The sequence below is a fragment of the Micromonospora sp. NBC_00898 genome (genome assembly GCF_045207895.1).
GTDB lineage: Bacteria > Actinomycetota > Actinomycetes > Mycobacteriales > Micromonosporaceae > Micromonospora.
In genome coordinates this window covers 5,999,862-6,017,150 of sequence record NZ_CP108775.1, presented here as the reverse complement: position 1 = coordinate 6,017,150, position 17,289 = coordinate 5,999,862, and the positions used below count along the sequence as shown (strand labels likewise).

Below are 17,289 nucleotides of genomic sequence, written 5' to 3'. Positions count from 1 at the left end.
GGGATCGGACACGGTCGCATAACGCGGGAGGCAGCAACGTGAGGCACCGTTCTAGGCTCCGTGCGGGACCTGGACGGGTAGGACGAGCTTGGTACGGGGGTGGCCACGCCATGCCGGCGACCGTCGGTAGACGGATGGACCGCCTCGCCCCAGTCCACCGCGTGACCCGTGGGATCGATCGCAGGACAGTCGTACGGACCGGCATCGTGGCCGCCGTCGCCTACGCCGCATGGCTCGCCATCGGCGCGTTCGGGCGGCCGTACAACTTCTTCGACATGAAGATCTACCACGGCGCCGTGGTGTGGTGGGCGAGCGGCAACGAGCTGTACGACTTCATCGCGCCCTCGACGACGCTGGGTTTCACCTACCCACCCTTCGCCGGCCTGGTCATGCTGCCGATGTCCTGGCTGCCGGTGGGGGCCGCCGGCTGGTTCAACGCGCTGGCCAGCATCGGCGCGGTGGCGGTCGTCCTGGCCGCGCTGCTCCGTCCGATCGTGGACCGGCTGGGCTGGCCGCTCTGGTTCACCGTGGGCATCGCCACGCCGATGGCCGTCGCCATCGAACCGGCTCGGGAGACGCTCGGCTACGGGCAGGTCAATCTGCTGCTCTTCGCCCTGATCATGGCGGACCTGATCGGCCTGCGCTGGCGGGCGAAGCGGGGCACCCACCACGACACCGCCACCTCGGCGCTGGCCCGGTTCGTCTACAGCGGCGTCTGGGCCGGGGCCGGGATCGGCCTGGCCACCGCGGTCAAGCTGACGCCCGCGCTCTTCATCGCGTACCTGATGATCACTCGTCAGTGGCGGGCCGCGCTGACCGCGGTCGGCACCACCATCGGCGTGACCCTGGGGACGTTCGCGCTGGTCGGCGAGGAGTCCCGGACGTACTTCAGCAGCGTGCTCTGGCAGACCGAGCGGGTCGGCGCGGCGGACATGACCCCCAACCAGTCCCTCGCGGGCCTGCTGGCGCGGCTGTACGACTCGATCGAGACGCCCGGCCTGCTCTGGCTGGCCTTCTCGGTGCTGATCCTGGCGCTCGGGCTGTCCCGGGCCGCCGCCGCCCGGGCCGACGGCGACGAGCTGACCGCGTTCACCCTGGTCGGGCTCACCACCAACGTGATCAGCCCGATCTCCTGGTCGCACCACCTGGTCTGGGTAATCCCGGCGATCATCGTGCTGGCCGACGCCGCGGTCCGCCGCCACGAGGCGAGCCGCGGCCTGCTGCCCCGGGTGGGCACAGCGCCGGCGGCCAACGGGGTGCCGGGGGTCAACGCGTTGCGCCCGCCGATCTGGTACCCGACGCTCACCGGCCTGCGGCACGGCGTGGCCGCGCTCGGCCTCTACCTGCTCTTCCTGATCTCGCCCATCTGGCCGTACGAGCACCAGCTCCCCGAGGTGTCGCACTACCAGGACGGCCTGTTCGGCGCGCTGATGGAGAACTCGCTGGCGATCGCCCTGATCGTGCTGGTCGCGGCGCTGCCCTGGCGGCCCGGCGCGGAGCCGGCGTTCTACAACGACCGGCCGATCCGGGCCGCCCAGCCCGCCGGCCGCCGCTGACCGTCCGGCCGGGACGGCGGCCGGGCCCGTCGGCCGGTCAGGGGCAGTTCACCCACTCCTCGGTGCCGTCGGCGAAGACCTGCCGTTTCCAGATCGGCAGCCGCGCCTTCACCTCGTCGACGAGGCGGGCGCAGGCCGCGAACGCGGCGGCCCGGTGGGCGGTGCTGACCGCCGCGACGAGGGCCACGTCGCCGATCTCCATTGGGCCGATCCGATGGGAGACGGCCACCGCGTACACGTCCGGATCGGCGGCGACCTCGGCGGCGACCTCCCGCAGCACGGCCTCGGCGCTCGGGTGGCCCTCGTACTCCAGGCTGATCACCGGACGGCCGTGGTCGTGGTCGCGGACCACACCCTGGAATGAGACGACCGCGCCGGCCCGCCGGTCGGCCACGGCCGCCTCGTGGGCGGCGAGGTCGAGCGGTTGGTCGGTGACCGTGCCGTGGGCGAGGGTGTCGGCGGGGCTCACCACGTCCGCTCCCCGGGGGTCAACGGCAGCGGGACGACCGGCACCCGCGCGCCGGCCTCGCCGGTGGTGCCGGGGCGGATGACCGCGAAGCCGTCCGCGCCGGCCAGGCCGCGCAGCATCGCCGAACCGACGTGGCGGACCGGATGGGCGGTACCGGCGGCCCGATCCAGCCGGACCAGGGCGAGATGGGTGTGGTCACCCCGGCCGGGCACCGGCTCGGCGAGGGTGGCCAGCGGCAGCGTCGGCATCGGTCGCCCCTGCAGGCCGGCGAGCAGCGGCGCGACCAGCGAGACCAGCGCGACGATGGCGGACTGCGGGTTGCCGGGCAGGCCGGCGACGAACCGCACCCGACCGTCCGCGTCGACCAGCCGGGCCAGCAGCATCGGGAAGCCGGGGCGCACGGCGACGGTGTTGACGACGTAGTCGGCGCCGAGCGCCGCCAACGTCGCGTGCAGGTGGTCGACCGGCCCGTGCATGGTGCCGCCGGTGGTGCAGACCAGGTCGGCGTTGGTGAGCGCGGCGCGCAGGGCGGCCACGTGGGCGGGGAGGGTGTCGGCCACCGGGCCGACCACGTCGCCCGGGCGAATCTGGCAGCCGTACCGGCGCAGCCAGGCGGGCACCGCCGGGCCGAGGGCGTCCCGGACCCGACCGGCGGCCGGCGGACCGGAGGTCAGCAGCTCGTCGCCGAAAACCAGCAGCGCGGCGCGGGGCTGGCGGCGGACCCGCAGGGTGTCGTGGCCGCAGGAGGCGGCCAGCCCGATCAGCGCCGGGTCGACCGGGGTGCCGGCGGGGAGCAGTTCCTCCCCGGCGTACGCCTCCTCGCCCGGCTCGCGCCACTCCGGCGCCGGCCGCGGCGTGCCGGCGACGCGGCCGTCGTCGGTCCGGGTGGACTCCTCGATCCGCAGGATGGCGGTGGTCCCCTCCGGGACCATCGCGCCGGTGGCGATCTCGACGGTGGTGCCGTCGGCGGCCAGCGGCGGCGGCGTGTTGCCCGCGAGCACCCGCCCCACCACCTCCCACGGGCCGTCCCCGCGCACCGCCCAGCCGTCCACGCTGGAGGTGGGGAACGCGGGCAGGTCGGTCCGGGTGGTCAGCGGCTCGGCGAGGGTGTGGCCGTCGGTGTCGGCGAGCGGCCGGTTGACGGCGGGAAGCGCGGCGGCCAGGCCGACGGCGTACACCCGGGAGCGGGCCTCCTCCCAGCCGGCCGGCGGCGGCGCGGCGACCTGGGCCGCCGCGGCTGCGGTTTCCGTGCTCATCCGGCGAGCCTATCGCCGCGCCGGCGGACCCGCGCCGTCAGTGGTCGCCGCCACGAAGCTGGTCGACGGCGTGGCTGAGGATCGGCCCCAGCACGGCGAGCCCGTCCTTCGCACCGCCGGTCGACCCGGGCAGGTTGACCACCAGCATCCGGCCCGCCACCCCGGCGACCCCCCGGGAGAGCGCGGAGGTGGGGACCCGGTCGCGGCTGTGTGCCCGGATGGCCTCGGCGATGCCGGGGATCTCGTAGTCGAGCAGCGCCCGGGTCACGTCCGGCGTCCGGTCGGTCGGCGTGATGCCTGTCCCGCCGCTGGTCAGCACGACGTCGACCGCGTCGGCCCGGGCCGCGCGCAGCGCCTCGCCGACCGGCTCGCCGTCCGGCACGACGACCGGCTCGTCGACCTCGCAGCCCAGCTCGCGCAGGCCGGCGACGAGCAGCGGGCCGCTGGTGTCGGCGTAGACGCCGGCGGACGCCCGGTTGGAGGCGACCACCACCCGGGCCCGGATCACGGCCGGTCCTCCGGCCGCACCCACTCGCCGGTCTTGCCGCCTTCCTTGCGGAGCACCCGGACCGCGTCCACGCTGGCCGCCGGGTCGACGGCCTTGACCATGTCGACCAGGGCGAGGCCGGCGACGGCCACCGCGGTCAGCGCCTCCATCTCGACCCCGGTCCGGTCGGCGGTCTTCGCGGTCGCGGTGATCTCGACCGTGTCGACGGTGAGCCGCAGGTCGACGGTGACCCCGTGCAGGGCGATGGGGTGGCAGAGCGGGATCAGGTCGGGGGTGCGCTTGGCGCCCATGATCCCGGCCAGCCGCCCGACGGCGAGCGCGTCGCCCTTGGGCAGGCCGTCGCGGCGCAGCAGGTCGACGACCTCCGCGGTGGTGCGGAGCCGACCGGCGGCGACGGCGAGCCGGCCGGAGACCGGCTTGGCGGAGACGTCGACCATCCGGGCCGCGCCGGCCGGGTCGACGTGGGTGAGCTGCGCGGGTTCGGTCACGGCCGCGAGCCTATCTTTCGCGTACGACGCGTGCCGCGATGCTCGGGAGCAGCGTCGCGTCCTGCAACACCCGCCGGAGGACGGTCGCCAGGCGGCGACAAGAAATCGATAACGCCGTTCGGCCTGCTCAACCCGGCTACGGGTGGCTCGTAGATTGGTGAACCGCCGTAGGTCCAGCCGATCCTGGGTGAGGTCACATCGGTAACCGCAGCCTTCCCGGACAAGAAGCCCCCGCCTCCTCCCGAGGGGTCGAAGAGGCGGCGCAGATTGGCGGCGTAGGTGCGGATATTGGCCGCGCTTCCGGCCACCGGGCCTGATTTCCAAAGCCCGGCTCAGCCTGCACAAATGAATCCGTTGCGCGGTCCCACGATCTGCATGGAATTCCACCGGCCGGCGCTACCGACAGGATGCGGGCCCGGCGAGTCCGCAGTTCATCCGCAACGCCTTGAAACGTCGCCCGAACTGCTGATGAGACTTGCCGGAAAACAGGCAAGTCTGATGGCACTCTTCGGCTCGGCCGACCCCTCCGGGATCGCGCTGGGCTACTGGACCGACACCTTTTGCTTACGGGTGGACGCTCTCCGCACAGCCACTATGGACAGAACGTCATGAAGCGTCACAGTGTTGGCTAATATTGCGCATAGCGACTTTTATGCCTTCTAAGCGTGCGCTTGCATCTCCTATTCTGTCGTTCGCACGGTAAAGGTCCTAGCGGGACCTCTCGAGAGACGATCTGGAAGGAGCCAGCGATGCGCGGCAGCGAGTGGCACTGACTCAACGCTTCACGCAGGGAACCTCCCACGGTAGGCTCCCGGCATCAACAATGCCGGCTGATGCCGGCCCAGGCTTCAGCCGTTCAGCCCGTGGAGCCGGATGAGCCACACCGACGGACGACGTGTTGTGGGGACCGATCGGCACCTTGTGACGCTCGTCGGTCTCATCGTCGTTCTTGCCTCGGTCACCACGGTCTACGCGTTCCTCTTCTTCCTGCGAGACATACCCAGTTCCGTGCGGGATGTCGCCACCCTGATCACGCTGCCCTTCATGATCGCGGTCAGCGTGATCGTCAAGACACCCGTACGGATACGGTCCACGACACTCGCCATCGCCTGGGTCGAGACCGCCATCGTGATCGGAGTGGCGGTCGCGCCCTGGCCATGGGTCATCCTGAGCACCGGCGTCGGGGTCGCGGCAGCCTCCGCCGTACTGCGTCTCCCCGCGATCAAGACGGCCTTCGGGGTCGGCAAGAACATCCTCATCGCAGCGGGTGCCGCAACCATGGTCGCCCTGCTGAACTGGCACTGGTCCTCATCGTCCGTCGGAGACCTCATCGGCGCGTTGGGGGCCATCTACCTGGTCGCGGCGATTCTGGACGACGTGCTGGCCATGCCCGTCATCGCGCTCGCCTCCGGCACCCGGATCTCCCGCCAGTTCCGCAGCGACCTCGACCTCCGGATCGCCGGCTTCGCCGTCCGGTTCGTGGTGGCCGTCTGCACCCTGCTCATCCTCCGCGCCGACCCCCGGCTGCTGCTCGCCGTGCCACCGCTGGTGCTCAGCCTCCACCTGGCGTACTCCACCCGGATCCGGACCCGCACCGAACAGCAGGCCTGGCAGCGGCTGGCCCGGACCACCGACGCGCTCAACGTGGTCGACCTGGACCAGGTGCTGACCACCGCCGTCACCCAGGCCGCCGAACTCTTCTCCGCCGACGAGGTCGAGATCGAGCTGCGCGAGGGCGGCCGCACCGTACGCGGCACCACCGTCGGCATCCGGCACTACGGCGACCGCGCCGAACCCAGCACGGTCGGCGGGACCGTCATCCCGGCCGCGCTGGAGGGACACGACCGGGCGGTCGACCTGGGCGTGCTGCGGCTGCGCTTCGCCGGCCCGGTCGAGCTTTCCGAGCGGGAGCAGTACACGCTGCGTACCTTCGCCTCCGCGCTCTGCACCGCGGTGCGCAACGCGCAGGCGTACGCCGAGCTGGCCCGGATCGCCGAGGAGCACGCGCACGACGCCACCCACGACACCCTGACCGGGTTGGCCAACCGGCGCCAACTGCTGGACGAGGGCACCCAGCAGCTCACCAACCGGCACGCCGACGGGGTGACCGCGCTGGTGCTGATCGACCTCAACCACTTCAAGGAGGTCAACGACACGCTCGGACACAGCGCCGGGGATCGGGTGCTCATGCAGGTCGCCGACCGGCTGCGCGGCGCGACCCGCACCGGCGACCTGGTGGCCCGGCTCGGCGGCGACGAGTTCGCCGTGCTGCTGCGGGGGCTGCCGGCCCCGGCGGTCGCCGCGCACCGGGCGGAAGCCCTACTGGCCGCCCTGCACGAGCCGCTGCACCTGGACGGCATGCGGATCAGCGTGGAGGCCAGCGGCGGCATCGCCGTCGCGCCGGCCACCGGTGGGATGACCGAGCTGCTGCGCCGCGCGGACGTGGCGATGTACCAGGCCAAGCGGGCCGGCCAGCGAATCTCCACGTACGCGCCGGCCCGGGACACCGCCGACCTCGGCCGGCTCACCCTCAACGGTGAGCTGCCCCGGGCGGTGGCCGACCACGAGTTCACGGTCAACTTCCAGCCCATCGTCGACCTGGGCAGCGGCGAGGTCACCGGCGCGGAGGCGCTGGCCCGCTGGCACCACCCGACGCACGGCATCATCGATCCGCTGCGCTTCCTGGAGGCGGTGGAACGCTCCGGCCTGCTGCCCGCGTTCGCGGAGGCGATCCTCGACCAGGCGCTGATCGCGGCCGGCAGTTGGCGCGCCGCCGGTTTCGACCTGCCGGTGTCGGTGAACGTGTCGCCGCGGAGCCTGCTCGACGCCCGCTTCCCGGGGGCCGTGCTGGCCCGGCTGCGGGCGCACGACCTGCCGCCCGACCGGCTGGTACTGGAGCTGACCGAGACGCTGACGCTCAGCCAGCTCGACGTGGTCGACCGGGTGCTCAGCCGGCTGCGCGACTCGGGCGTCCGGCTCGCCCTCGACGACTTCGGCACCGGCTACTCCTCGCTCTCCCTGCTGTCCCGCATCCCGGTGCACGAGCTGAAGATCGACCGCAGCTTCGTGACGGCGATGGAGACCTCCGCCGAGGCCGCCGCGGTGATCCGCTCCACCCTGGACCTCGGCCGCAGCCTCGACCTGGCCGTGGTCGCCGAGGGTGTGGAGAGCGAGCCGCAGCGGCGGGCGCTGTGGGAGCTGGGCTGCGCCGCCGGGCAGGGCCACCTCTTCGCCCGGCCGCTGCCGGCCGGTTCGCTGCTCGCCGCCCTCCAGCGCGGCGCGGGCGGCCGCCCGGGCACGCTCGCGGCCGCGCTGCACGACGCGGGCGCGGTGATCCGCCTGCCCGGCCGCCGCCAGGCCGGTCGCGGCCGCACGGCCGGCGCCCCACCCACCGCCGGCCAGACCGCCGACGAGCCCCGGCTGCGCTGACCGGCCCGCTCGGGGTCGACGCATCCCGAGCGCCGGACGGTACGGCGGTCACGGTCTGCGAGACTGGCCGGCGTGACCGCCACCCCCCAACGGACGATCCGCCGCCGACGCTGGCCGGCCCTGGACTCCGCCGCCGGCGGCCTCGCCCTCGACCTCGGCCTGTACGCGGTGTCGGCGCTCTTCGCCGCGGTCACCGCCGCCACGTCCACCCTCGCGCCGCATCGCGCCTGGGGGGCGATCGCAGCCGTCGGCTACCTGGTGGCGGCGCTCACGGTGACCGGTCAGCTCCTGCTCCGGCAGCGCCGGCCGGAGGCCGCCGGGCTCGCCGCCCGCGCCGCGGTGACCGCCTTCGCCTGGGCCACCGCGACGTTGCTGCCGCTGGCGGTACTCAGCAGCCAGCGGGCGTCGGGGCGTACCGACCGGGCGCAGGAGGAGGTGGTGGTGGTCGAGCACGCCGGAGCCCGGCTCGTCGAACACGGCACCCCCTACCTCGGCCACGACGCGATCGCCGCGCTGCCTCCCGCCGAGCAGTTGCTCGGCTACACCCCGTACCAGCCGGGGATGGCGCTGTTCGGGCTGCCCCGGGCCGCCGTCGACGCCTGGTGGACCGACCCGCGGGTCTGGTTCGCCCTGGTCACCGCGCTGGTGCTGGCCCTGGCCGTGGGCACCCTGCGGGCCAGGACCGCGTCGGGGCCGGGTCGCCCGGACGCCGCTGTGCTGCGGGGCGTACAGGCGGCCACCGTGCTACCGGTCTGCGCGCTGACCCTCGCCACCGGCGGCGACGACCTGCCCGTACTCGCGCTCTGCCTGCTGGCCCTCGCGCTCGCCGCCGCCGACCGGCCCGGCCGGGCCGGGGTCGCGGTGGGGGTGGCCGGCGCGCTGAAGCTCTTCGCCTGGCCGGTCGCGGTCGTCCTGATCTGCTGGGCGGCCACCCGCCGGGCCGGCGCCCGCACCGCCCTCGGCGCGGTCGGGTTGCCGGTGGCCGCGCTCCTGCCCGCCCTGCTGGTCGACCGGGACGCCCTGGTGGAGAACGTGCTGCGCTTTCCGCTCGGGCACGGGCTGGTGACCAGTCCGGCGCAGTCCCCGTTCCCCGGCCACCTGATCGCCACGCTGCTGCCCGCCGGCCGGGTGCTCGCCGCCGCGCTGCTGGTGGCGGTGGGGGCGGCGATCGCCGTCCGGCTCGTCCACCGTCCGCCGCGCACCGCCGCCGCCACCGCGCTGATCTGCGGGTACGGGTTGCTCGCCGCGATCCTGCTGATGCCCTCGACCCGCTTCGGCTACCTGCTCTACCCGCTGGCCCTGCTCGTCTGGGCCCCGGCGCTCGCGCTCGCCGGGAGCCGGACCGCCGAGGACCGGCTCACCGCCCTGACCGGCATTACCGGCAAGTGCGGGGCGGAGCCCGCAAACAGGGCGTAAACCTGAGGACATGAACACCTATCGCGACCGGACCGAGGCCGGCCAGGCGCTCGCCGACCGACTCAACGGACTCGCCGGGCAGCCGGACGTCGTCGTCCTCGGGCTGGTCCGCGGCGGTGTCCCGGTGGCCCGGGTGGTCGCGCAACGGCTCGGCGCGCCGCTGGACGTGCTGGTGGTCCGCAAGCTCGGCATGCCCTGGGCGCCCGAGGTCGCGTACGGCGCGCTCGGCCCCGACGGGGTACAGGTGCTCAACGAGATGATCGCCGGCGGGCTCAGCGAGCACGACCGGGCCGAGGTGCGGCGGCGGGAGCAGGCCGAGCTGGACCGGCGGGAGAGCCGGTACCGGGCCGGTCGGCCCCCGCTGGACCTGCACGGGCGCACCGCGGTCATCGTCGACGACGGCCTGGCCACCGGGGCCACCGCGCGGGCCGCGGTGCAGGTGGCCCGGCACCTGGGCGCCGGCCGGGTGGTGGTGGCCGTCCCGGTCGGCTCCGAGCAGGCGTACCAGATGCTGGCCGCCGAGGCCGACCAGGTCGTCTGCCCCCAGACCCCGCCGGACTTCGGCGCGGTCGGCGCGTACTACGACGACTTCCACGAAGTCTCCGACGACGAGGTGGCGCAGGCGCTCACCGCCACCGCGTGACCCCACCGGGTACCGTCGGTGTCATGCAGCTCACCTGCCCCAAGTGTCACGGAGACATGCGCCAGTACGAGCGCAGCGGCGTCATCATCGACCAGTGCGGCGAGTGCCGCGGCATCTTCCTCGACCGCGGTGAACTCGAAAAGCTCTTCGAGGCCGAGGCCAACTGGAACAAGCAGCACGGCGCCCCCGCCCAGGCGGCCCAGCCGGCCGGCGGGTACCCGCCGCCCCCGCCGCCGCCCGCCTCGCACCAGCCCGGGTATGGCGCCGTCCCGCCGCCGCCCCCGCCGCCCGGCCACGGCTACGCCCAGCCCGCGTACGGCCACGGACAGCACTACGGCTACCACGGCCACTACAAGCGGAAGAAGCACCACGGCGGCTTCCTCGGCGAACTCTTCGACTGACACCGGCATGGCCGGGTCGGCACCCCGCCGGCCCGGCCGTCCCGGGTCGGGGGCCGACGTGCCGACCGGCCACGGTCGTGGCACGCTGCACCCCATGACGGCCATCCGGCAGCACGAGGCGCTGCGACAGGCGTACGACGGGCTCACCGCCGTGGTCACCGGGCTGGACGACGCGGGCTTGCAGCTGCCGACCCGCTGCCGCGGCTGGCTGGTCGCGGACCTGCTCTTCCACGTTCTCTGCGACGCGCAGCGGGCGCTGGTCGCGCTGGCGAGCCCTGCCGACGGCCCGGCCGACGTGGACGACGTCAGCTACTGGCGCTCGGTCCCGACCGGCGGCGACGACACCAGCGCGAAGCACGCCTGGTGGGCCCGCCGTTCGGCGGCCGCCTTCGACCGGCCCAGCGGGGTGGTCCGGATCTGGTCGGACACCGCGCCCGCCGCCGCCCGGGCGGCCGCCGCCGCCGACCCGGACGGCTTCGTCACCACCCAGGGCCACGTGCTGCGGGTCCCCGACCTGCTCGCCACGCTGACCACCGAGGCGGTGATCCACCACCTCGACCTGGTGGTTCAGCTGCCCGACGCGCCGCCCCCGGCCGAGCTGCCCACCCGGGTCGCGGTGGCCACCATGGACGGCCTGCTCAGCGACGACGCCGTCCGCCCCACCGGCTGGGACGACCGCGACTACCTGCTCCGCGCGGCCGGGCGGATGCCGCTCACCGACCGGGACCGGCTGGAACTGGGCGGGGCCGCCGGCTGGTTCCCGCTGATCGGCTGACCCCGCCGCTCAGCACTCGGCCGGCAGGCCGAAGTCGGGCAGCAGCCTGGCGTCGAAACTGGCCACCTCCGACACCACACCGTCGGCCACGGTCAGCACGGTCAGCCCGAGCCCCGTCCGCCGGGGCGCCCCGGGCATCCGCAGGTACGTGCCGACGGTTGGCTGCCGGTTCGCCCAGGTGGGCAGCGCCCGCACGGCGAGGGGCCCGGTCGGGTGCAGCAGCGGCGCCCACGCGTCGAGGATGCGCTCGCGGCCCGCGTACCAGCTCGGCTCCGCACCGGTGTGGCCGCCGGCCCCGGCCTGGTGGGAGACCCGGGCGTCGTCGCGCAGCAGCGCGCGGAGCGCGTCGTCGTCTGACCCCTCGATCGCCGCGACCCAGCGGTCCAGCAGTTCCCGCTCCGCCCGGTCGGCCACCGGTGCGGCCACTCGTCCCAGCGGGCCGGCAGCAGCTCCCGTAACGGCGGAACGGGCGCGTTGCGGCGCGCTGTTCACGGCGGCGACGCTGGTCGCCAGGGCCGCGGCGGTGCCGGCCGCGTTTTAGCCGAGCACGTCGCGGATGATCAGCACCGCCCGCTGCCGGGGCGACAGGTGCTGGAGGGCGGCGAGGAAGGCCAGCTCGATCGTCTCCCGCCGGATCAGCGCCGCTTTCGGCTCGGCCTCGGGCGCCGCGGCCGGTTCCAGCAGCCGGTCCGGGTACGGCTGCAGCCACGGCACCGCGACCACCGGCGGCACCCCGGCCGGCCCCGCCGGTCGGCGGGATGCCGGTCGAGGTGGTCCAGGCAGGCGTTGGTGGCGATCCGGTAGAGCCAGGCGCGGAAGGACGGCCGCCCCTGCCAGGTCTCCCGCCGCCGCCAGGCCCGCAGGAGCGTCTCCTGGACCAGGTCCTCCGACTCGGCGTACGAGCCGAGCATCCGGTAGCAGTGCACCCGCAGCTCGCCGCGGTGCCGCCCGGTCACCCGGGCGAAGGCCCGCTCGTCGCCGGCCGCCGCGGCCTCGTCCTCGGTACGCGTCGTGCTGATGCCGCCGTCCACCACGTCCCCCAGCCTGTCACCGGTCGTGCCGATCGGTGCGGACCGGCGCTGTCATCCGGTGTGGCGGCGGCGGGGCGGAAAACTCATCGCGGGCCCCCGCAGGGTCAGACGATCGCCATGTCGACGAAGCGCGACAGGTGCAGCTGGGCGAACGTCACGGTCTGCCTGCATTGCGGGCTGCCACGAACCCTACCTATCTAGGTTCGCGGCATCCAATATTTGCGCTGCCGCCTCTGCCTTGCGACTCAGCGCCATCACAGCGTTCTCGTAGAGCAGCGCGATGATCCTCTCAGCCGGCCTGCACGTCGTTCCGATGTTATAGATCGTTTTGTGGGGCCGGACAGAGAGTCGACCCAAACCTTGGGTGACGAGGAAGTCGGCAAATGGCTCGAGTATTCGAGACTTTCCGACCAGCCTGAATTGAGAGAATGACCGGGCACTGTTCTGAGACCTCTTGTATCTCCCTATCGAACCGTCTCCGTCAACCACCCCCCGCCAGAAGTCGCGAGATGTCACGAGCCGGTGATCAACAGGGCCCTCGTACCGGCCCAATTCGATGAGTCGTCCAGCCAATCGAACCGACCGGACCGAGAACTGACATGCTCCGTGAGTGACGCTCGGCTCCGAGATACTGCTCGTCGAGCCTAGGAAGGTACGCAGAGCGGCCAGGTGGTCACGATCACGTTGGGCCAAGCCTACCGAGACCTGAGGCATATAGCCTTGACGATAACTGACAGATCCATCTGCAAAAAGAAAGCCGATCCAGTAGCAAGCAATAGGCGTGAGATGATCAAAGGCATCATCTCGCAACGTGTGAATGGTTCTGCGAAGGACGACACCACGCCGAACCAAAAGCCCGCGGACGGACGGCTCGGTTACACCGTAGGCAGCTGCGAGTTCCGCCATGGCCGCGCCGCGCAAATATTGCTGGACCACTTCCGCACGTTGTAACTCAGTGAGTTTCCCGCTGCTTCTGGCGGGCACCCCTCGGCGACGGAGTACTCCACGCACCGCCTGACGGGTGACTCCATAGGTTTCGGCCAACTTGGTTAGGGTTTCACCACCAGCCGCCAGACCAACGATTTCTTCCCGTTGCAGGTTGGACAGCCGAGTAGGCGACATGGTCACACTATAGCCATATCCACAAAACGCGAGAGGTGCAACTGCGCGGCTACCGTGACCGTATCTGTAGGCCCATTCCGATGCTTAGCAATAATGAAGTCCGCCTCGCCCGCCCGCGGCGACTCCTTGTCGTAGTAGTCGTCGCGGTGCAGCAGGATGACGACGTCGGCATCCTGCTCGATCGAGTTGTGGGTGGCTATGCCGTTGGCGATGAAGTTGTGCGTGCCGAGGACCGTCGCGTCGTAGACGTCCCGCTCCCCGAGCGATTCGACCGACACGATCTCATCCCAGAAGATGTCGTTGGTCGCGTGCAGATCGAGGTCCGCCGCGTCCAGTACCCCCGCGATCTTCGCCAGCCTCGATCGGCTGGGTGCGCGCTTCCACATCGTGCTGCCGCAGAACTGGGTGCCCACGGCCGCCGCGAACTCCCGGTGGCTCATGCCCTGTTCGGCGAGGATCTCCCGGACGCGCGCCCACACCTCTGTCGGAACCGTGTCGACGTTCGTGTTGCTCTGCATCGCCTCCAGCGAGGCCAGCAGGGCGGAACACCTGACGGCTCGTTCGCCGTGGACCCCGATTTCCCGAAGGAAGCGAAGCTGGTCGTCCCGGCCGGAGATGTCAAGGGTGTACTGAGGGCGGTGCCTGGCGACCGGAACCTGCCTCAGACGGGCGGTGATGCCGTATCTCAGCAGCAGACGTGAGATGTCCTCGAGCAGCCGACGGCTCGTTGAGCCGAAGTAGACCCGGCCCCCTCGGCCGGACTTGTTGACCGTAACGGATCCGTCAGTCGCCCAGAGGTGGCGGAGGAAGAGTGTGACCTGCTCTTTGGGCATGCCGAAGACCGGTTGCGGCACGAACTTCTCGTGGGACCTGAGACCGAACAGTCCGAGCCTGTCGAGCCACTCGGCCACTGGGTTGCGCCGCCCGCGAGCAAGACGGTAGGGAGCCGGAAGCCGAAGAGTCGTCACCCGAGCGGCAGGGTAGTCATCACGCACGGCGGTGATGCCGAAGTGCTTCGCCGCGTCTGCGACCGCCTTGAGGTTCATCTCGTCGCAGCTCGCATAGCGGATGGGTTGACGCCGCACAAAGGAGCCATCGCCGAGCAGGTGTGCCAGCAGAACAACTTCGGGTTCCGCCCAGGGGCGGATGTCAAGCGGCGGCGGCACGTGCCTGGGCGTGGCGACCCGCGTCCCGGCAGTCAACTCATCCAGGGGCATCCAGCCGGCAAAGGTGAGGAAGGGGTGGTTCGCTGTCGCATCGATGCTCTTACCCGAGGCGAGAGTCATCCGGTAAACCTCGCGGACTCCGCTCGGGAAAACGTGCGTCATCGTGTGCGGGGTGTATCGAAGGCTCTCATCCAGTGCCCACACCGGAATCTGCCGGCTCTTGTCGGCGAGGAGCTGCCCCAGAGTGACCTCAGCGTTGTTGTCGGCACGGATCAGCCGTGTCTCCGCGGTCAGGCATCCCGACTCACGCAGGTCGGAGAGCTGCGGGCGCTTGTCGGTCCGCTGCTCCGGGCCACGGTTCAGCTGACTCACCGCGATGACCGGGCACTCGACCTCCTTGGCCAGCAGCTTGAGGCCACGGGAGAGGTCAGCGACCTCCTGCTGCCGGCTCTCGGTGCGCTTCGGCGAGGTCATCAGCTGGAGGTAGTCGACCACGATCATCTTGAGGTCGTGCTTCTGCTTCAGCCGCCGCGCCTTGGCCCGGATCTCCATCAGGTTCATGCTCGGCGTGTCGTCGACGAAGAGCGGCGCCTCACTGATCTCGCCCATGCAACGGGCCAGCTTGGTCCAGTCGTCGTCGGAGAGTTGCCCGCTGCGCAGCACGTGCAGCGGCACCCGCGCCTCGGCCGAGAGAAGTCGCATGACGATCTCGACCTTGCTCATTTCCAGCGAGAAGATCGCAGCGGCCTGGTTGGCCCTGATAGCTGCGTTCCGGGCGAAGTCCATCGAGGCGGTGCTGTTGTGCGTGGGGATCATCGCCCGACCGGCCAGGTAGAGATGATCGGGGTTGTCCACGGTGACGCAGCGGACCGGCACGCTCGCCACCGGCCGGACGTCCACGATGAAGCGGGAGGTCGTCCGAACGTCCGACGACGTCCGCCGCCGGGCCTCGTGCGTCGTACGCTTCCTGGCCAGCCGGAAGACCGCGTCGGGCGTGGAGAAGTTCAGGGTGTACGCGGTCGACGAGGCCTCGGTCCGGCCCGCCACCCGCCTCTCGTTGATCGTGCAGCGATAACCGAGGCTCACCACGAGCTCCCTGACGTCCTCGGCCAACCGCTTCGAGGTCGAGGTGTACTGGAGGTTGCCCGCCGGAGCCACCGTCCCGTCGGTGTCCATCAGTCCGGCCAGCAGTGCCCGGCGCTGGGCCTCCGAGGCCCGGAGGTAGTCCCGCGGGATGTGCTTCTCCGCCGCGACCCCGATTTGGCGCAGCAGGGCGAGGAGGGAACCGTTCCGCTCGTGACACGCGGCGCAGCGCCGGATCGCCGGATTCTCCCGCAGGGCCCGGATGGAGCAGCCGCAGTCGACACAGGTCCGGTCAGCCGTGGCGACCGGGGTGGGCCGCACGACGGTGTACGCCATCGGTCCGCTGGGACGTACGACGAAGCCGTCCCGGGCGACCAGATCCGTCATCTCCGGGTCGGCCGTGGTGAAGCGGCTCGCCCCGGTGTGTCCGTCGCCGAGCCAGACGCCGAGGGTGTACGGGGGGACGACCAGGTCCCGCTCGGGAAGCTGCAGCGGCCCGCAGTTCTCGACCGCGTGGTTGAGTCGGCGGTCGGCCGTGTCGATACGCAGGGTGGCGGCGATCTCGGCGGTCGTCACGACTCCGTCGTGGCGTACCCGGGTGCCGGCGTTGACCTGCCGCTCGGCCCGCTCGCGAAGCCCGGTCAGGAGCGGCCCGGCGGGGTAGCCGGGTGCGGTCCAGTTCCCCGTCTTGCCCGCCCGGGTCACCGGCCGGGCGACCCGACCGTTGGCCCCCACCTGCCGGGTGTGCAGCACGTTCCGGAACTCGGGCCCGACCTGTTGGAGGGCCTGCGCGAGGGTGACCAGACGCTGCGGCTCGCCGCCGACCATCGCCTCGGCCGCCCGCACCCTGGCCGGGGCAGGCTCCGACCAGTAGTGGCGTGCACGCGCGTCGGGCTGCCGACGGCTGGCCCGGGTGGTCGTCTTCCACAGGTGCTCTGCGTCCGCCACGATCACCGAGCCGTCCGAGAACTCGACCTCGTAGCAGGGGCGGTCGTGCATCACCTCGAACGCGGCCGTGACGGTGGTCGGGGTGCCGTCCGCCGCGAGCAGCCGGTCGCCGACGGCCACCTCACCCATGGTGGTCCAGCCGTCGGGGGTCGGCAGCGGGGTGTCGAGCGCGAGCGCCTTTCCGAGACCCGGTCGGCCGGCCACGATGATGAGTTGGCCCGGGTGCAGGCCGTTGAGCAGCCGGTCGAGGTCGCTGAAGCCGGTCGGCACCCCGGTCATCATCCCGCCGTGGGCGCCGACCGCCTCGATCTCGTCGAGGGTCGGCTGGAGCATGTCGGCGAGCACCGCGAAGTCCTCGTTGACCCGCCGCTCGGTGATGTCGTAGACGGCCTGCTGGGCCAGGTCGACGACGTCGTCCACGTCCCGGGTGCCACCCTGGCCGGTGCCGTACCCGAGCTGAACGATCTTGGTGCCGGCCTCGACCAGCCGGCGGAGCACTGCGCGCTCGCCGACGATCCGCGCGTAGTACGCGGCGTTCGCGGCCGTGGGCACGCTCGCGATCAGCGTGTGCAGGTAGGGGGCGCCGCCGATCCGGGCCAGGTCGCCGGAGTCGGCGAGGGCGGCCGCGACGGTGATCGGGTCGGCCGGCTCGCCGCGGCCGTAGATGTCGAGGATCGCATCGAAGATGGTGGCGTGCACCGGGCGGTAGAAGTCGGTGGACTTGAGGATCTCGACGACGTCGGCGATGGCGTCCTTGGAGAGCAGCATGCCGCCGAGGACGCACTGCTCGGCGGCCACGTCCTGGGGTGGGGTGCGCTCGAACTGCCCCTCGCGGGGTGCCGGCGCGGGCGCCTGTCCACCGGAACGCTCCGTCCGCATGTCGTCGGCGACCGACACGGGTCCCCCCTCACTGCGTTCGGATCCGGTTCAGGTCTACCGCCAGCGTCTGACAACTTCCGACGACTCTCCGGTCGATCGGGGGCCACCGGCCGGACGGT

14 protein-coding genes are annotated in these 17,289 nt (G+C 72.1%); 6 read left to right on the top strand and 8 right to left on the bottom strand.

Annotated elements, in window-relative coordinates; genetic code table 11:
• Positions 1–110: 110 nt before the first annotated feature.
• Positions 111–1,556 (top strand): glycosyltransferase 87 family protein, encoded by a 1,446-nt coding sequence (locus OG799_RS29210; RefSeq protein ID WP_406039565.1) that lies wholly within the window; start codon positions 111–113, stop codon positions 1,554–1,556.
• A 37-nt stretch (positions 1,557–1,593) separates the two neighbouring features.
• On the opposite strand, the gene OG799_RS29205 is transcribed toward OG799_RS29210, so the two are convergent.
• The 4 genes from OG799_RS29205 to moaC are packed head-to-tail and all read right to left on the bottom strand — an operon-like array spanning position 1,594 to position 4,277.
• Positions 1,594–2,025, bottom strand: a complete 432-nt coding sequence (locus tag OG799_RS29205; protein ID WP_406046440.1) for a molybdenum cofactor biosynthesis protein MoaE — start codon at positions 2,023–2,025, stop codon at positions 1,594–1,596.
• Complete coding sequence (locus OG799_RS29200) at positions 2,022–3,281, bottom strand: molybdopterin molybdotransferase MoeA (RefSeq protein WP_406039563.1); 1,260 nt, start codon at positions 3,279–3,281, stop codon at positions 2,022–2,024. The genes OG799_RS29205 and OG799_RS29200 overlap by 4 nt, the downstream gene beginning before the upstream one ends.
• A gap of 37 nt (positions 3,282–3,318) precedes the next feature.
• Positions 3,319–3,789, bottom strand: coding sequence for a molybdenum cofactor biosynthesis protein B (locus OG799_RS29195; protein WP_406039561.1), 471 nt, complete (start codon positions 3,787–3,789; stop codon positions 3,319–3,321).
• Positions 3,786–4,277 carry a cyclic pyranopterin monophosphate synthase MoaC gene (gene moaC, locus OG799_RS29190; protein ID WP_406039559.1) on the bottom strand — a complete coding sequence of 164 codons (492 nt, stop codon included), beginning with the start codon at positions 4,275–4,277 and terminating at the stop codon, positions 3,786–3,788. The genes OG799_RS29195 and moaC overlap by 4 nt, the downstream gene beginning before the upstream one ends.
• Positions 4,278–5,150: 873 nt before the next feature.
• On the opposite strand from moaC, the gene OG799_RS29185 reads away from it, so the two are divergent.
• The 5 genes from OG799_RS29185 to OG799_RS29165 all read left to right on the top strand — a co-directional run bounded on the left by OG799_RS29185 (position 5,151) and on the right by OG799_RS29165 (position 10,941).
• Positions 5,151–7,706, top strand: coding sequence for a putative bifunctional diguanylate cyclase/phosphodiesterase (locus OG799_RS29185; RefSeq protein WP_406039557.1), 2,556 nt, complete (start codon positions 5,151–5,153; stop codon positions 7,704–7,706).
• Positions 7,707–7,778: 72 nt separating this feature from the next.
• A complete protein-coding gene (locus OG799_RS29180; RefSeq protein ID WP_406039555.1) occupies positions 7,779–9,122 on the top strand; it encodes a glycosyltransferase 87 family protein in 1,344 nt (447 codons plus the stop codon).
• A gap of 10 nt (positions 9,123–9,132) precedes the next feature.
• Positions 9,133–9,765 carry a phosphoribosyltransferase gene (locus OG799_RS29175; RefSeq protein ID WP_406039553.1) on the top strand — a complete coding sequence of 211 codons (633 nt, stop codon included), beginning with the start codon at positions 9,133–9,135 and terminating at the stop codon, positions 9,763–9,765.
• Between the two features lie 23 nt (positions 9,766–9,788).
• A complete protein-coding gene (locus OG799_RS29170) occupies positions 9,789–10,166 on the top strand; it encodes a zf-TFIIB domain-containing protein (protein ID WP_406039551.1) in 378 nt (125 codons plus the stop codon).
• A 94-nt stretch (positions 10,167–10,260) separates the two neighbouring features.
• The gene (locus tag OG799_RS29165; protein WP_406039549.1) at positions 10,261–10,941 is read left to right on the top strand and encodes a maleylpyruvate isomerase N-terminal domain-containing protein; all 681 of its coding nucleotides are present in this window, start codon (positions 10,261–10,263) and stop codon (positions 10,939–10,941) included.
• Between the two features lie 9 nt (positions 10,942–10,950).
• On the opposite strand, the gene OG799_RS29160 is transcribed toward OG799_RS29165, so the two are convergent.
• From OG799_RS29160 to OG799_RS29145, 4 genes are all read right to left on the bottom strand, one after another.
• Entirely contained in the window at positions 10,951–11,367 is a 417-nt protein-coding gene (locus tag OG799_RS29160; RefSeq protein ID WP_406039547.1) for a nuclear transport factor 2 family protein, read from the bottom strand.
• 111 nt (positions 11,368–11,478) lie between these two features.
• Complete coding sequence (locus OG799_RS29155) at positions 11,479–11,655, bottom strand: hypothetical protein (RefSeq protein ID WP_406039545.1); 177 nt, start codon at positions 11,653–11,655, stop codon at positions 11,479–11,481.
• Positions 11,577–11,975 (bottom strand): sigma-70 family RNA polymerase sigma factor, encoded by a 399-nt coding sequence (locus OG799_RS29150; protein WP_406039543.1) that lies wholly within the window; start codon positions 11,973–11,975, stop codon positions 11,577–11,579. Before OG799_RS29150 ends, OG799_RS29155 begins: the two co-directional genes overlap by 79 nt.
• 1,121 nt (positions 11,976–13,096) lie before the next feature.
• Positions 13,097–17,170: a replicative DNA helicase gene (locus tag OG799_RS29145; protein ID WP_406046439.1), complete on the bottom strand. Its 4,074-nt coding sequence runs from the start codon at positions 17,168–17,170 to the stop codon at positions 13,097–13,099.
• Positions 17,171–17,289 lie beyond the last annotated feature (119 nt).

Coding starts and splice junctions, on each gene's coding strand:
- OG799_RS29175 (WP_406039553.1), top strand. CDS start 9,133: ATGAACACCTATCGCGACCGGACCGAGGCCGGCCAGGCGCTCGCCGAC.
- OG799_RS29185 (WP_406039557.1), top strand. CDS start 5,151: ATGAGCCACACCGACGGACGACGTGTTGTGGGGACCGATCGGCACCTT.
- OG799_RS29200 (WP_406039563.1), bottom strand. CDS start 3,281: ATGAGCACGGAAACCGCAGCCGCGGCGGCCCAGGTCGCCGCGCCGCCG.
- OG799_RS29145 (WP_406046439.1), bottom strand. CDS start 17,170: ATGCGGACGGAGCGTTCCGGTGGACAGGCGCCCGCGCCGGCACCCCGC.
- OG799_RS29210 (WP_406039565.1), top strand. CDS start 111: ATGCCGGCGACCGTCGGTAGACGGATGGACCGCCTCGCCCCAGTCCAC.
- OG799_RS29170 (WP_406039551.1), top strand. CDS start 9,789: ATGCAGCTCACCTGCCCCAAGTGTCACGGAGACATGCGCCAGTACGAG.
- OG799_RS29165 (WP_406039549.1), top strand. CDS start 10,261: ATGACGGCCATCCGGCAGCACGAGGCGCTGCGACAGGCGTACGACGGG.